The 13,593-nt window shown below is 65.4% G+C and carries 11 protein-coding genes; 7 read left to right on the top strand and 4 right to left on the bottom strand.

Annotation, left to right across the window (positions count from 1 at the left end; all coding sequences use genetic code 11):
* Window positions 1-295 precede the first annotated feature (295 nt).
* Both L0V05_RS13545 and L0V05_RS20530 read left to right on the top strand, forming a co-directional pair.
* Complete coding sequence (locus L0V05_RS13545) at window positions 296-2,110, top strand: extracellular solute-binding protein (RefSeq protein ID WP_406565974.1); 1,815 nt, start codon at window positions 296-298, stop codon at window positions 2,108-2,110.
* 53 nt (window positions 2,111-2,163) lie between these two features.
* Window positions 2,164-2,292 carry a hypothetical protein gene (locus L0V05_RS20530; protein ID WP_255683769.1) on the top strand — a complete coding sequence of 43 codons (129 nt, stop codon included), beginning with the start codon at window positions 2,164-2,166 and terminating at the stop codon, window positions 2,290-2,292.
* A gap of 324 nt (window positions 2,293-2,616) precedes the next feature.
* Here L0V05_RS20530 and L0V05_RS13540 read toward each other — a convergent pair whose 3' ends face one another.
* Window positions 2,617-3,255 (bottom strand): helix-turn-helix domain-containing protein, encoded by a 639-nt coding sequence (locus tag L0V05_RS13540; protein WP_234871319.1) that lies wholly within the window; start codon window positions 3,253-3,255, stop codon window positions 2,617-2,619.
* A 66-nt stretch (window positions 3,256-3,321) separates the two neighbouring features.
* Here L0V05_RS13540 and L0V05_RS13535 point away from each other — a divergent pair, with 66 nt between their 5' ends.
* The 3 genes from L0V05_RS13535 to L0V05_RS13525 are packed head-to-tail and all read left to right on the top strand — an operon-like array spanning window position 3,322 to window position 6,684.
* On the top strand, window positions 3,322-4,854 hold the full coding sequence (locus L0V05_RS13535; RefSeq protein WP_234871318.1) for a class I adenylate-forming enzyme family protein: 1,533 nt from the start codon (window positions 3,322-3,324) through the stop codon (window positions 4,852-4,854).
* On the top strand, window positions 4,841-5,479 hold the full coding sequence (locus L0V05_RS13530) for a DsbA family oxidoreductase (protein ID WP_234871316.1): 639 nt from the start codon (window positions 4,841-4,843) through the stop codon (window positions 5,477-5,479). Before L0V05_RS13535 ends, L0V05_RS13530 begins: the two co-directional genes overlap by 14 nt.
* The gene (locus tag L0V05_RS13525; RefSeq protein ID WP_234871315.1) at window positions 5,476-6,684 is read left to right on the top strand and encodes a multidrug effflux MFS transporter; all 1,209 of its coding nucleotides are present in this window, start codon (window positions 5,476-5,478) and stop codon (window positions 6,682-6,684) included. Before L0V05_RS13530 ends, L0V05_RS13525 begins: the two co-directional genes overlap by 4 nt.
* 63 nt (window positions 6,685-6,747) lie before the next feature.
* On the opposite strand, the gene mfd is transcribed toward L0V05_RS13525, so the two are convergent.
* Both mfd and L0V05_RS13515 read right to left on the bottom strand, forming a co-directional pair.
* Window positions 6,748-10,191, bottom strand: a complete 3,444-nt coding sequence (gene mfd / locus L0V05_RS13520; protein ID WP_234872193.1) for a transcription-repair coupling factor — start codon at window positions 10,189-10,191, stop codon at window positions 6,748-6,750.
* A 44-nt stretch (window positions 10,192-10,235) separates the two neighbouring features.
* Window positions 10,236-10,763, bottom strand: a complete 528-nt coding sequence (locus tag L0V05_RS13515) for a component of SufBCD complex (RefSeq protein ID WP_234871313.1) — start codon at window positions 10,761-10,763, stop codon at window positions 10,236-10,238.
* Window positions 10,764-10,888: 125 nt separating this feature from the next.
* On the opposite strand from L0V05_RS13515, the gene hemB reads away from it, so the two are divergent.
* On the top strand, window positions 10,889-11,893 hold the full coding sequence (gene hemB, locus L0V05_RS13510; protein WP_234871311.1) for a porphobilinogen synthase: 1,005 nt from the start codon (window positions 10,889-10,891) through the stop codon (window positions 11,891-11,893).
* Window positions 11,894-12,052: 159 nt separating this feature from the next.
* Window positions 12,053-12,634 (top strand): lipid-binding SYLF domain-containing protein, encoded by a 582-nt coding sequence (locus L0V05_RS13505; protein ID WP_234871309.1) that lies wholly within the window; start codon window positions 12,053-12,055, stop codon window positions 12,632-12,634.
* A gap of 21 nt (window positions 12,635-12,655) precedes the next feature.
* Here the strand turns inward: L0V05_RS13505 and L0V05_RS13500 are convergent, their stop codons facing one another.
* A complete protein-coding gene (locus L0V05_RS13500; protein ID WP_234871307.1) occupies window positions 12,656-13,534 on the bottom strand; it encodes an NAD(P)-dependent oxidoreductase in 879 nt (292 codons plus the stop codon).
* Between the last annotated feature and the right edge of the window lie 59 nt (window positions 13,535-13,593).

Raw genomic sequence — 13,593 nt, 5'->3', positions numbered from 1 at the left:
CAGACTCTCCTTCTCGCGTCGGCAGCAGGTTACATGCTGCGGATGCAAATGGAACAGCGCACGACCGCGGACAGCGCGGCCAAGATCACAAATGCCGGAGGGTGAATGAAAAAAACGCCGGCACGAGGCCGGCGTTCAGTCATGAGGCAGGTTTCATACAGGCAAGAAACCTATCGAGCAGTAACCTCTATATACGCCGCCTCAGGCGGCTATCCAAGCTAAAAGTTTGAATATTCTCTCCGGCTTGGCTAGGGTCCGGCCCAAGAAAAACAGGCAGGCAGCTAGAGTTTCCAGAATGAGACCGATCAATTTCGCATTCGCCGCGATAACCGCAGCCGGTCTGGCGGGGCTGATGCCCGCGGCCCTGCTTGCCGAACCGAGCCATGGCATAGCTATGTATGGCGAACCGGCGCTCCCACCGGATTTTGTGTCGCTGCCCTATGCCAACCCGAATGCCCCCAAGGGCGGGCGCATCGTCTTCGGCGAATCGGGCGGCTTCGATTCGCTCAATCCGTTCATCATCAAGGGCAATCCCCCCACCGGCATTTCCACCCTGACAGTCGAGACACTTATGGGCCGTTCTTATGACGAGCCCTTCTCGCTTTGCGGCCTTCTGGCCGAATCGATCGAGACCGATCCCGACCGCAGCTGGGTCGAATTCACCCTGCGCGAGACCGCCCGATTCTCTGACGGAACCCCCGTGACTGTCGAAGATGTGATCTGGTCCTTCGAGACGCTCGGCACCAAGGGCTCGCCGCGCTATGCCTCGGCCTGGGCCAAGATCGCCAAGGCCGAGCAGACCGGCCCGCGTTCGGTACGCTTCACCTTCAATGCGAAGGACCGCGAACTGCCGCTGATCCTCGGTCTCCGCCCGATCCTGCAGAAGGCCCAGTGGGAGGGAAAGGATTTCACCGCCTCGTCGCTCGAGGCGCCGATCGGCTCGGGGCCCTATGTCGTCGCCGAGTTCGAGCCTGGCCGCTTCATCACCTACAAGAAGAACCCTGACTGGTGGGGCAAGGACCTGCCCTTCAATCGCGGCCAGCACAATTTCGATGAGATCCGCTACGAGTATTTCGGCGATGGCGGCGTGGTCTTCGAAGCCTTCAAAGCCGGAGAGATCACTTCCTACCGCGAGGCCAACCCGGTGAAATGGGCGGAAAGCTTCAATTTTCCGGCGGTGACTGCGGGCGATGTCGTCCTGTCCGAGATCCCGCACCAGCGCCCCTCGGGCATTGACGGTTTCGCCTTCAACACCCGCAAACCTATCTTCGCCGACTGGCGCGTGCGCGAGGCACTGATCCTCGCCTTCAACTTCGAATTCATCAACCAGACGCTCACCAACGGCATCGAGCCGCGCATCCAGTCCTATTTCTCGAACTCGGTCCTCGGCATGGCGCCGGGGAAACCCGCCGAGGGGGCGGAGCTGGAGCTGCTCGCCCCCTACAAGGACAGCCTCCTTCCCGGCGCCATCGAGGGCTATGCCCTGCCCGTCGCCGAGGGCGGCGAGGCCAACCGCAAGAACATCCGCGCCGCGACGAAGCTCCTGGAACAGGCCGGCTGGACGGCAGACGGCGACGGTGTGCTGAGGAACGCGGGCGGCCAGCCTTTCGAATTCGAGATCCTGTTGCAGCAGGGCGCGGACGAGATTCTGTCGATCGCCAACATCTATGTCGAGGCGCTGAAGCGGCTGGGCATCGAGGTGCGGGTGACCACGGTGGACAGCGCCCAGTACAAGGAGCGCACCAACGCCTACGACTTCGACATGACCCATTACATCCGCTCGCTGTCGCTCTCGCCCGGCAACGAGCAGGTCCTTTACTGGGGATCGAAGGGCGCGACCGAACCCGGCACGCGCAACTGGATGGGCATCAACTCGCCGGCGGTGGACGGGCTGATCCAGACCATGCTCGAGGCCCAGCAGGAAGAAGAGTTCGTTTCGACGGTCCGGGCGCTGGACCGGGTGCTGACCAGCGGGCGCTATGTCATCCCCTTCTGGTATTCCGACGTCTCGCGCATTGCCCATCGCAAGGAGTTGCATTACCCCGCGCGGCTGCCGATCTATGGCGACTGGATCGGCTTCCAGCCGGACGTCTGGTGGTATCAGGACTGACCGGCCCGCCAAAGGCCCAAGAACACGCCCAAGATCACGGAGGACAGACAGGCATGACCACATTCCGCATTCTGACGCTACTCGTCCCGCTCGCCCTCGCCGCCTGCAATACTGTCGCGGGCGTGGGCCAGGACATCACCGGCAGCGCACAGGCCGTCGGCAACATGATCGGAGGCTACTGACGATCCGGGGCGGCCGTCCGGGCCGGTGCAACTTCCTTCGAAGGAAGCTGCCAATAGTCTTCGAAGACTCTTGGTCCCACCCCCGCCGCCCCTCACACCACCCGGCAGGGTTTGAACTTCAGCGACCGCGCGGTGATCTTCTCGGCCTTGATCGCCTGATAGAGGCGGTCGGTGACAAAGATGCGATTGCTCAGGGTAGGATCGAACCAGAGGTCGCACCCTCGGTGGCCAAGTCGCGCTCCACATGCCAGGGTTGCGCGGCGACTTTCAAGGGGGAGCAGCGTTCACCCCGGCCCTATCGCGACGAAGGGAGGAGCGTGCCCCTCACACCAGCGACGTCACCCAGAGTACCGTCGCATCCTCTTCCGAGACCGAGACGACGTTGTGCCCCATGGTCGCGTCGTAATAGGCGCTGTCGCCGCGCTTCATCTCCACCGGCTCGTAGAACTCGGTGTAGAGGCGGATGACCCCGGTCAGGACATAGAGGAACTCCTCGCCGTCATGGCGGATCCAGCCGTCGAATTCGTCCATGTCCCGGGCGCGGATGCGGGCGCGGTATGGCAGCATCTGCTTGCGGGTCAGTTGCGCGGCGAGTAGCTCGTGCTCGTAGGTCGTGGTGGCCTGCGCCTGCCCCTCGCCCGCCCGCGTCACCGCGCGCCGGCCTGTCACCTGCGCCTTGGACGGCGGGGTGAAGAGCTGCGGGACCGAGATCGCCAGCCCCTCGGCCAGCTTCTTCAGCGCCTCATAGGTGGGCGACATCTGGCCGTTCTCGATCTTCGAGAGCGTCGAGCGCGCCAGCCCCGCCTGCACCGCCGCCTGTTCCAGCGTCCAGCCCCGTGCCTTGCGCAGGTCGCGCACCCGCTGGCCGAGGTTCAACGGCTCGACAGGCGCATCCGCCCCGCTCTCGCGCGCGATACGGATCAGGCTGGGACCATCGATGCTGGACTTCGCAACTTTGCTCATGGCCTTGTGCATTACGGCAGGGCAGCCCGCCTTGCAACGGTCGGGACAGGGGCGTAAGTCCGGATCATGCCCCTTTCGATCATCGACACCGGACCGCCGCAGGCTTGTCCGCGGCCCTTCAACCTCGCGCGCCATGTGCTCGCGCGGGGCGAGGCGCTGCCGGACAAGAATGCGCTGCAGATCGTTGCGCCCGCAGGTGCCGAACGCTGGAGCTATGCGCGCCTGATCTCCGCCGTCCGTGGCTGCGGCACCGGATTGCTGGCGCAGGGGTTCCGCCCCGGCGACCGGGTCATGCTGCGGATCGGGCATGAGGTCGGCTTTCCCGTGGCCTTCCTCGGCTGCATCGCCGCGGGCCTCGTGCCCTGTCCGACATCGACCCAGCTCACCCAGGGCGAGGTCGATCGCCTGGCTGCCATCCTGCAGCCGAGGCTGGTCATCGCCGGGCCGGACATCGTCATTCCCTCCGAACCCGCGCTTCCCATCGTGACCGCTGCCGAGATCGCGGCGATGGAGAAGCTCTCTCCCTGCGACTGGCACATGGCCGAGCCCGAGACCCTGGCCTACATGGTCTTCACCTCGGGCACGTCCGGCACCCCGCGCGCGGTCATGCATGCCCATCGTGCCGTCTGGGCCCGCGAGATGATGCGCGAGGGCTGGAGCGGGCTGACCGAGGCCGACCGACTGATGCATGCCGGGGCCTTCAACTGGACGTACACGCTCGGCACCGGGCTGATGGATCCCTGGATCGTCGGCGCCACCGCGCTGATCCCGGCCGCCGGGGTGGCGCCGGGCCAGTTGCCGCTCCTGCTGAAGCGCTTCGATGCGACGATCTTCGCCGCAGCACCCGGCGTGATCCGCCAAATGCTGCGGGCGGGGCTTCCGGCGCTGCCCCGCTTGCGCCACGGTCTTGCAGCTGGAGAAAGCCTGTCGCCATCGCTCCGCGACGACTGGCGAGGGGCAACACGTACCGACCTGCACGAGGCGATCGGCCTTTCGGAATGCTCGACCTTCCTGTCGTCCTCACCGTCGCGGCCAGCGCCCGAGGGAGCTGCGGGATACGCTCAGATAGGCCGCCACCTTGCCTTGCTTGGCGAGGACGGGCAGCCCGTGCCTCGGGGCGAAACCGGGGTCATTGCCATCCATCGCAGCGATCCCGGGCTTTTCCTTGGCTACTTTAACGATGAGGTCGAGACAAAGGCTCGATATCTGAATGACTGGTTCCTGACCGGCGACAATGCCGTCATGGACGAAGACGGCGCCGTGCTCTACCGGGGCCGCTCTGACGACATGATGAATGCCGGCGGCTACCGCGTCTCGCCGGTCGAGGTCGAAGCGGCGATGCTGACCTTTCCCGGACTGCACGAGGCGGCGGCGGCGGAAGTTCCGGTCAAGACCGGTGTTACCGTCATCGCCTGCTTCTATCTGTCTGACGCACCACTGGACGAGGCGGAGCTTCAGGCCCATGCGGCGCGCCAACTGGCCCGCTACAAGCAACCTCGGATCTATGTCCGGCTCGACGCCCTGCCACGGGGACCGAACAACAAGCTTTCGCGCCGCAGGCTGCGGCAGGACTGGGAGAATGCGCATGGTACGACTTGACATCTTTTCCGACCCGGTCTGCCCATGGTGCTATATCGGCAAGGGCCATCTCGACCGCGCGCTCGAGGCCCATCCTGATCATCCCTTCGCCATCGAATGGCAGCCATTCCAGCTGAACCCGGACATGCCGCCCGAGGGCGTGGACCGCGCCGAATGGCTCGAGGCGCGCTTCGGCAGCCGCCAGAAGGTGATCGACATGCATGTCCAGATCGAACGGATCGCGGCCGAGGCCGGCGTGACGATGGATTTCGCCCGCATGTCCCGCATCCCCAACACCCTCGACGCCCACCGGATGATCCATTGGGCTGGGCTTGAGGAAAAGCAGACGCCGATGGTTGCGGCACTCTTCCGCGCCTACTGGCGCGAGGGACGCGACATCGGACAGCCGGGCTTGCTCGCGGAGTTGGGCGAAGAGGTCGGCCTCGACCGCAAGATGACCGAGCGCCTGCTTGCCAGCGAGGCCGACCGCCAGATGATCCTCGATCGCGACCGCCATGCCCGCAGCCGCGGGATCAACGCCGTCCCCACCTACATCATCGCCGATCGCTACGCCGTGTCGGGGGCCCAGCCCCCGACACTCTGGGCGCAGGTCATCGAGGAACTCGCCGAAAAGGCCAAGGAATGACACCGACAAGACCCGTTTCCCAGACCGAGTTCATCGCGCTCGTCGCGATGCTGTTCGCCACGATCGCCTTCTCGATTGACTCGATTTTGCCCGCCCTGCCCTCGATCGCGACCGAGCTGACGCCGGACAATCCCAATGCCGCGCAACTCGTGGTGACGAGCTTCGTGCTGGGGATGGGGATCGGCACCTTCTTCGCCGGCCCGATCTCGGACGCGATGGGGCGCAAGCGCGTGATCCTCGGTGGATCGGCGCTCTATTGTCTCGGCGCGGCTCTCGCCTGGGCTGCCCCTTCGCTCGAACTGGTGCTGGCTGCGCGTGTCCTCCAGGGCCTTGGCGCCGCCGCCCCGCGGATCGTGTCGCTGGCCATGGTACGCGACAAGCATTCGGGCCGCGCCATGGCGCGCATCATCAGTTTCGCAATGATCGTCTTCATGCTCGTGCCGGCGCTGGCCCCTGCGCTCGGCATGGTCATCATCCATGCCGTCGGCTGGCGCGGGTTGTTCCTCGCCTTTATCCTGTTCTCGCTCGTCGCCAATCTCTGGCTTGGTTTCCGCCAGCCCGAGACGCTGGCGGTGGAACACCGCCGCCCGCTGCATCTTCGCACGCTCGCGCAGTCGTTCGTCGAGGTCTTCTCGCACCGCACCGTGATTCTGGCGACGGTCGTGATGTCGCTTGCCTTCGGCATGCTCTTCGGCGCGCTCTCGTCGATCCAGCCAATCTTCGAGCAAAGTTTCGGTCGCGGCGAAAGCTTCCCGCTGTGGTTCGCGCTGATCGCCCTATTCTCGGCAGTGGCGAGCTTCACCAATGCGCGGCTGGTCATGCGTCTGGGGATGCGCCACCTCATCACCCTGGCGCTGAGCGGGATCGTCGGCCTGTCGGTTCTGGTCCTGGCCCTGGTCTGGAGCGGCCTGTTGTCCGACACGGCCTTCTTCGTGATGTTCGTCATCTGGATGATCGGGCTTTTCTTCCAGATGGGCATGGTGATGGGCAACCTGAACGCCCTCGCCCTGGAGCCGGTTGGGCATATTGCGGGGATGGCAGCCTCGGCGACGGGGGCGATCTCGACCGTGCTGGGCGTGATGATGGCCGTGCCGCTTGGCCTGGCCTTCGACGGCACGCCCCTGCCGCTGATCCTGGGGATCGCGATCCTCGCCGCGCTTGGGCGCGCGGTCATGGCGGTGATGCCGCAGCGCGTGGCGGCCTGACGGGACCAAGATCGTTCAAGAGATCCAGGCAAATCTCCCGCAGTAAGTTTGCGGCGAAGGCCTTCAGGCCTTCGCCTTGACCACCTGTTCGGCCAGGTCGCGGGCGATGGCGAAACAGCCCTTGATGCGCTCGGCCTCGGTCTTCCACTCTTGCAACAGGACGATCTTGTTGCCGCTGACCTTCGCCCCCGGACCCTGAGCCTTGAGGAAATCGACAAGCCCCGCCGGATTGGCGAATTTGTCGTTGTGGAACTGGACGGTCGCCCCCTTGGGCCCGCCGTCGATCCTGCTGATCCCGGCGCGTTTGCACATCGCCTTGATGCGGACGATCAGCATCAGTGTGTTGACCTCCTTCGGCAGCGGGCCGAAGCGGTCGATCAGTTCGGCGGCGAAGCCTTCCAGTTCCACCTTGGTCGTCAGCGAGGACAGCCGCCGGTAAAGGCCCAGCCGCACGTCGAGATCGGGGATATACTCCTCGGGGATCAGCACCGGCACACCGAGGTTGATCTGCGGCGCCCATTGATCGTCGGCATCGGTCAGCCCGGCGATCTCGCCCGAGCGGATCTTCTGGATCGTCTCCTCCAGCATCTGCTGGTAAAGCTCGTAGCCGACTTCCTTGATATGGCCCGACTGCTCCTCGCCCAAAAGGTTGCCCGCGCCCCTCAGGTCGAGGTCGTGGCTGGCAAGGTTGAACCCGGCCCCGAGGCTGTCGAGCGACCCCAGAAGTCGCAGCCGTTTCATCGCCTGCGGCGTCAGCGGCGCGCGCGGCTTTGTCGTCAGGTAGCAGTAGGCGCGCGTCTTGGCCCGGCCGACGCGGCCCCGGATCTGGTAGAGTTGGCTCAGGCCGAACATGTCGGCGCGGTGCACGATCATCGTGTTGGCGGTCGGGATGTCGAGGCCCGACTCCACGATGGTCGTGGACAGGAGCACGTCGTATTTCCCGTCGTAGAATTCGTTCATCCGCTCGTCGAGATCGCCCGCGGCCAGCTGGCCATGCGCGATGACATAGGTCACCTCCGGCACATGGGTCTTCAGGAAATCCTCGATATCCGGCAGGTCCTTGATCCGCGGCACGACAAAGAAGCTCTGCCCGCCGCGATAGCGTTCCCGCAAGAGCGCCTCGCGCAGCGTCACGGTATCGAATTCAGAAACGTATGTTCGTATTGCCAGACGGTCCACCGGAGGCGTCGCGATGATCGACAGGTCGCGAACACCGGTGAGGCTCAGTTGCAGCGTGCGCGGGATCGGCGTAGCGGTCAGGGTCAGGACGTGGACCTCGGACCGCATCTCCTTCAGCCGCTCCTTGTGGGCGACACCGAAATGCTGCTCCTCGTCGATGATGAGCAGGCCAAGCGACTTGAAACGGATGCCCTTGGCCAGCAACGCATGCGTCCCGATGCAGATATCGACCGAGCCATCGGCCAGCCCCGCCCGCGTCTTGTTCGCTTCGCCCTGCGAAACGAAGCGCGACAGTTGCCGGACCTGCATCGGAAAGCCCCGGAACCGCTCGGCAAAGCTGCGGTAGTGCTGCCGGGCGAGCAGCGTCGTCGGACAGACCACCGCCACCTGCATCCCCGCCATCGCCGCGACGAAGGCCGCGCGCATGGCGACCTCGGTCTTGCCGAAGCCCACGTCGCCCACCACCAGCCGGTCCATCGGGCTGCCGGATTCGAGGTCCTTCACAACATCGGCGATCGCTGACAGCTGATCTTCCGTCTCCTGATAGGGGAAACGGGCCGCGAAGGCCTCCCAGATCGAATGGGGCGCCTCGAGGATCGGCGCATGGCGCAGGTGGCGTTCGGCCGCGATCCGCATCAGCCGCTCGGCGATCTCGCGGATGCGCTGCTTGAGCTTGGCCTTCTTCGCCTGCCAGGCCCCGCCGCCCAGCTTGTCGAGCAGCCCCTCCTCGTGGCCATACCGGGACAGGAGTTCGATATTCTCGACCGGCAGGTAGAGCCGCGCCTCCTCGGCATATTCGATCAGAAGGCAGGCATGGGGCGCGCCGAGGGCCGTGATCGTCTCAAGCCCCTTGTAGCGACCGACGCCGTGCTCGACATGCACGACCAGATCGCCGGGGGTCAGCGTGTTGATCTCGCTGACGAAATTCTCTGCCTTGCGCTTCTTCCGCGGCTTGGCGACCAACCGGTCGCCCAGCACATCCTGTTCGGAGATCACGGCAAGTCCGGGCGCGGTGAAACCCTGCTCCAGCGGCCAGATGGCGAGGAACAGCTTGCCCTTTCCGTCGGGCACCTCGCGCATATCGCGGATCTCGGTCGCGGCGGTCAGGCCCTGATCCTCGATCAGGCCCTTGAGGCGTTCGCGCGCGCCCTCGGACCAGCTGGCGATGATGACCTGATGATCCGCACGCAGCGCGCGAACATGATCGGCCAAGGCCCCGAAAAGGCTGATGCTTTCCTGCTGGCGCTCGGGCGCGAAACTCCGCCCGATCCGCCCGCCCGCATCCAGCACGGCCGGTCCCGGCGATTGCGGCAGGGGCGACAACTGGATGACCCGGTGCCCCGCCACCGCCTTTTCCCAGGCGGCATCGTCGAGATAGAGGAGTTCCGCCGCCGCCGGCTTGTAGACCGTGTCCATCCGCCCTTTCTGCCCCATCGCCTCGCGGCGGGAGTCATAGGCGTCGGCGACCGCCTCCCATCGCGACAGGCGCGCAGGAGTGATCTGGTCGTCGAGCATCACCGAGGCTTCGGGCAGATAGTCGAACAGCGTCTCGAGCCGCTCGTGGAAGAAGGGCAGCCAGTGCTCCATCCCCTGATGCTTGCGGCCCGCACTGACCGCCTCGTAAAGCGGATCATCGGTGCCAGCGGCGCCGAATTCGAGGCGATAGGTCTGCCGGAACCGGGTGATCGCGGCCTCGTCCAGCATGACCTCGGATACGGGAGCGAGTTCGACCGAGGTCAGCTTCTCGATCGTCCGCTGCGTCTCCGGATCGAAGCGCCGCGCGCCGTCCAGAACATCACCGAAGAAATCCAGCCGCACCGGCCCGGTCGGACCCGGCGGATAGATGTCGACGATCCCGCCCCGGATGGCATAGTCGCCCGGCTCGGTCACGGTCGATGTCGGCGAAAAGCCCATGCGAGCGAGATAGGCCTTCAGCCGCTCCTCGTTCACGCGGGCGCCGACCTTGGCGCTGAACGACGCCTCGCGCAGGACCTCGCGCGCCGGAACCCGCTGCGTGGCGGCGTTCAGCGTCGTCAGCAGCACGAACGGACCGGACAGGCCCCCGGCCAGCGCCGCCAGCGTCGCCATCCGCGCCGCCGAGATCTCTGGGTTGGGCGAAACGCGATCGTAGGGCAGGCAATCCCAGGCGGGCAGAGTGAGCACGGCCAGATCAGGCGCGAAGAAGGCCAGCGCGGTGCGCATAGCCTCCATCCGCTTGTCGTCGCGCGCGACATGGACGACCGGCGCACCCCGCGCGGCTTCCTTCGCCACCTGTCGGGCATCAAAGCCCTCCGGCGCGCCGCCCAGCAATATCCGCGTTTCAGCCATCCCGGCCATCAAACTCCGCCTCTTTCCGCCGGTCCTGGCCGCGATCAGGCGCCCAGTCCGCCAAGTTGCAGGTTCTGCCACATCCCCCACAACGAGGTGACGAAGATCGAGACCATGCCGATGACCTGCACGATCAGGCGATGGCGATTGAGCAGGCGGTAGAGCTGCTCGCCGCCCTCGGTCAGCGCCGCTGCCTTATGCGCGGTTCGCAGTGTAAGCACCCCGACCAGCGCCATCGGCGCCACGATCAGGAAAAGCGCCTGGGCGAATTCAACCCAGTACCAGAACCCGAGCGTGACCAGCGCCGTCAGCAGGAAGAAGGTGAAGGCCAGAAGCCAGATGCCAGACACATGGACGATGTAGAGCATCCGGTTGACGTTGATGCGGACCAGCACATGCAAATCGTCGGCCGCCTGCCCGCCATGGCGACGCGCGCGGCCGATCATGTCGAAGGGCACGCCCAGAACCCAGTGGCTTGTCGTCGACCAGACGACAGCAAGCATGATCCAGTACCAGAGGTTGGAGAACGACCTCAGGTCGATCAGTTCGAAGACGCTGTGATACCAGTTCACCCTGCCTGCCCCTTGCAGATATTGGCCCGGTCCTGCCCGTAACCGTGCGTGGCGGCATTCCTACCCTTGAGGCTGGGGGATTTCCATGTCACCCAGAAAAAAATCCTTCAGCCGAGGACAGACCGATGCGCCCCGTCCAAGCCGCCTTCCCCGCCGCACGTTTCCGCCGCCTGCGCCGTACCGAGGCGTTGCGCGATCTGGTGCAGGAGCATCGGCTGACGGTGAAGGACCTGATCTGGCCGGTCTTCATCCGCGACGGCAAGGGCATCGAGGAACCCGTGGCCTCCATGCCGGGCGTCAACCGCCTGTCGCTCGACCGGCTGCTGTCCGCGGCCGAACGTGCCCACAAGCTCGGCATCCCGGCGATATGCCTCTTCCCCTACACCGACCCTTCGGTGAAGACCGAGACCTGCGAAGAGGCCTGGAACCCCGAGAACCTGACGAACCGCGCGATCCGGGCACTGAAGGCCGAACTGCCCGACCTTGCAATCATGACCGACGTGGCGCTGGACCCCTACAACGCGAATGGCCATGACGGTCTGGTGCGGGATGGGGTGATCCTGAACGACGAATCCGTCGAGGCCCTTGTCCGGATGACGCTGGTCCAGGCCGACTCCGGCGCCGACATCATCGGTCCGTCCGACATGATGGACGGACGGATCGGCGCGATGCGGGCGGCGCTTGAATCCGCCGGTCACAAGGATGTGGCGATCCTGTCCTATGCCGCGAAATACGCCTCGGCCTTCTATGGCCCGTTCCGCGATGCGGTCGGCGCGAGCGGAGCGCTGAAGGGCGACAAGAAGACCTACCAGATGAACCCCGGCAACAGCGACGAGGCCATCCGCCTGATCGAGCGCGACCTGCGCGAAGGGGCCGACATGGTCATGGTCAAGCCCGGGATGCCCTATCTCGACATCTGCCGCCGCGTGAAGGACACCTTCGGCGTGCCGACCTACGCCTACCAGGTCTCTGGCGAATACGCGATGATCCAGGGCGCGGCCGAACGCGGCTGGATCGACGGCAAGAAGGCGATGGTCGAAAGCCTGCTTGGTTTCAAGCGCGCTGGCTGCGACGGCATCCTGACCTATTTCGCCCCGGCGGTCGCAAAGCTGCTCGACAGCGCCGCCTGACCACAGGCAACGGCTTGCCTGCCGGCATTGGCCCGGCGTGACAGGACGGACAATCCCGTCTATATCTGGGGTATAGGGACAAGAGCCGCACAATCGGCCAGCTATTCCCAGGCAGGGCAAACATCGGGGCCGACCCCGACGAGGCAGGAAGGGCAAACAATGACAGGCATCACGAGACGGGTCTTTCTCGGCGCGGCTGGCACCGCCAGCCTTGGGCTTGCGGCCTGCGCCACGGCCGACCGGACCATGCAGAGCTACGGCGTCAACACCGGTAATGCCGCCCAGATCGACGCGCGCGTGGATGCGACCCGCGAGTTCCTGCTGAGCAGGTATCCGGGCACGCGCGATCTCGAAAGCCGTGCGGTCGGCGTCCTGTGGATGCCGCTTGTCACCGAGGCCGGCCTTTTCATCGGCGGCAGCTACGGGCGCGGCGCGCTGCGCATCAACAATGCCACGGTCGATTATTATGCGATGACCGGCGTGTCCTACGGCATCCAGGTCGGCGCCCAGCAATACGCCCATGCGCTGTTCTTCATGACACCCGAGGCGCTCGAGGGCTTTCGCCGCAGCCAGGGCTGGACGGCTGGTGCCGACATTTCCTATGCGACCCCGGAAAACGGCGGCAACTTCGGAGCCCAGACCACGCAGATCGACCCGGTCGTGGCGCTTGTCTTCGGCCAGCAGGGCATGATGGCGGGCGTAACGCTCGAGGGCTCGAAATACAGCCGGGTCATCCCCTGAACGCGGATTGAGGCCGCGTCTCTAGTCCCTGTCGAAGGACGTAAGTCTCCGGATGAGTGAGGAGGTGTCGTTGCGCCCGCCTCCCATAAGCTGCACGTCCTTGTAGAACTGGTCCACCAGCGCCGTCACCGGCAAGCTCGCCCCGATCTCGTCGGCGGTGTCGAGGCAGATGCCCAGATCCTTGCGCATCCAGTCCACGGCAAAGCCGAAGTCGAACTTGCCCGCCAGCATGGTCTTGTGACGGTTGGCCATCTGCCAACTGCCGGCGGCGCCCTGGCTGATGACCTCGACCACCGCCTCGCCGTCCAGACCTGCCTTCTGGCCAAAGGCCAGGGCCTCGGCCAGGCCCTGCACCAGACCGGCGATGCAGATCTGGTTCATCATCTTGGCCAACTGCCCCGCGCCGCTCTCGCCCAGGCGGCGGCAGATGCGGGAATAGGCAGCGATCACAGGCTCGGCACGCGCATAGGGTTCGGCATCACCCCCGCACATCACCGACAGCACACCGTTCTCGGCGCCAGCCTGCCCGCCCGAAACCGGAGCATCGACAAAGCCGATGCCCTGCTCGGCCGCGAGCGCATGCAATTCGCGCGTGACCCGCGCGGAAACCGTGGTGTGATCGACGAAGACCGCTCCGGCCGCCATTCCGGCAAAGGCACCGTCCGGACCGAGGCAGACAGACCGCAGATCGTCGTCATTGCCCACGCAGGCCATCACGAACTCGGCCCCTTCCGCCGCCGCGGCAGGCGTGGCGGCAAAGGATCCGCCGTGCCGGGCGGCCCAGTCCCGCGCCTTCGCGACGGTGCGGTTGTAGACCGTGACCTCATGGCCCTTCGCGGCAAGATGCCCCGCCATCGGTCCACCCATCACCCCGAGTCCAAGGAATGTCACCTTCGCCATCTGATCCCCTCACGTCCGCGTTGGTATTGCCCCGGCTTCATTGCCATGCCCGGACGGAT

Source organism: Alitabrizicola rongguiensis (assembly GCF_021491355.1).
In the GTDB taxonomy this organism is placed as follows: Bacteria; Pseudomonadota; Alphaproteobacteria; order Rhodobacterales; family Rhodobacteraceae; genus Aliitabrizicola; species Aliitabrizicola rongguiensis.
The sequence above is the reverse complement of the archived record's forward strand: the minus strand, read 5'-3'. Positions and strand labels throughout refer to the sequence as shown.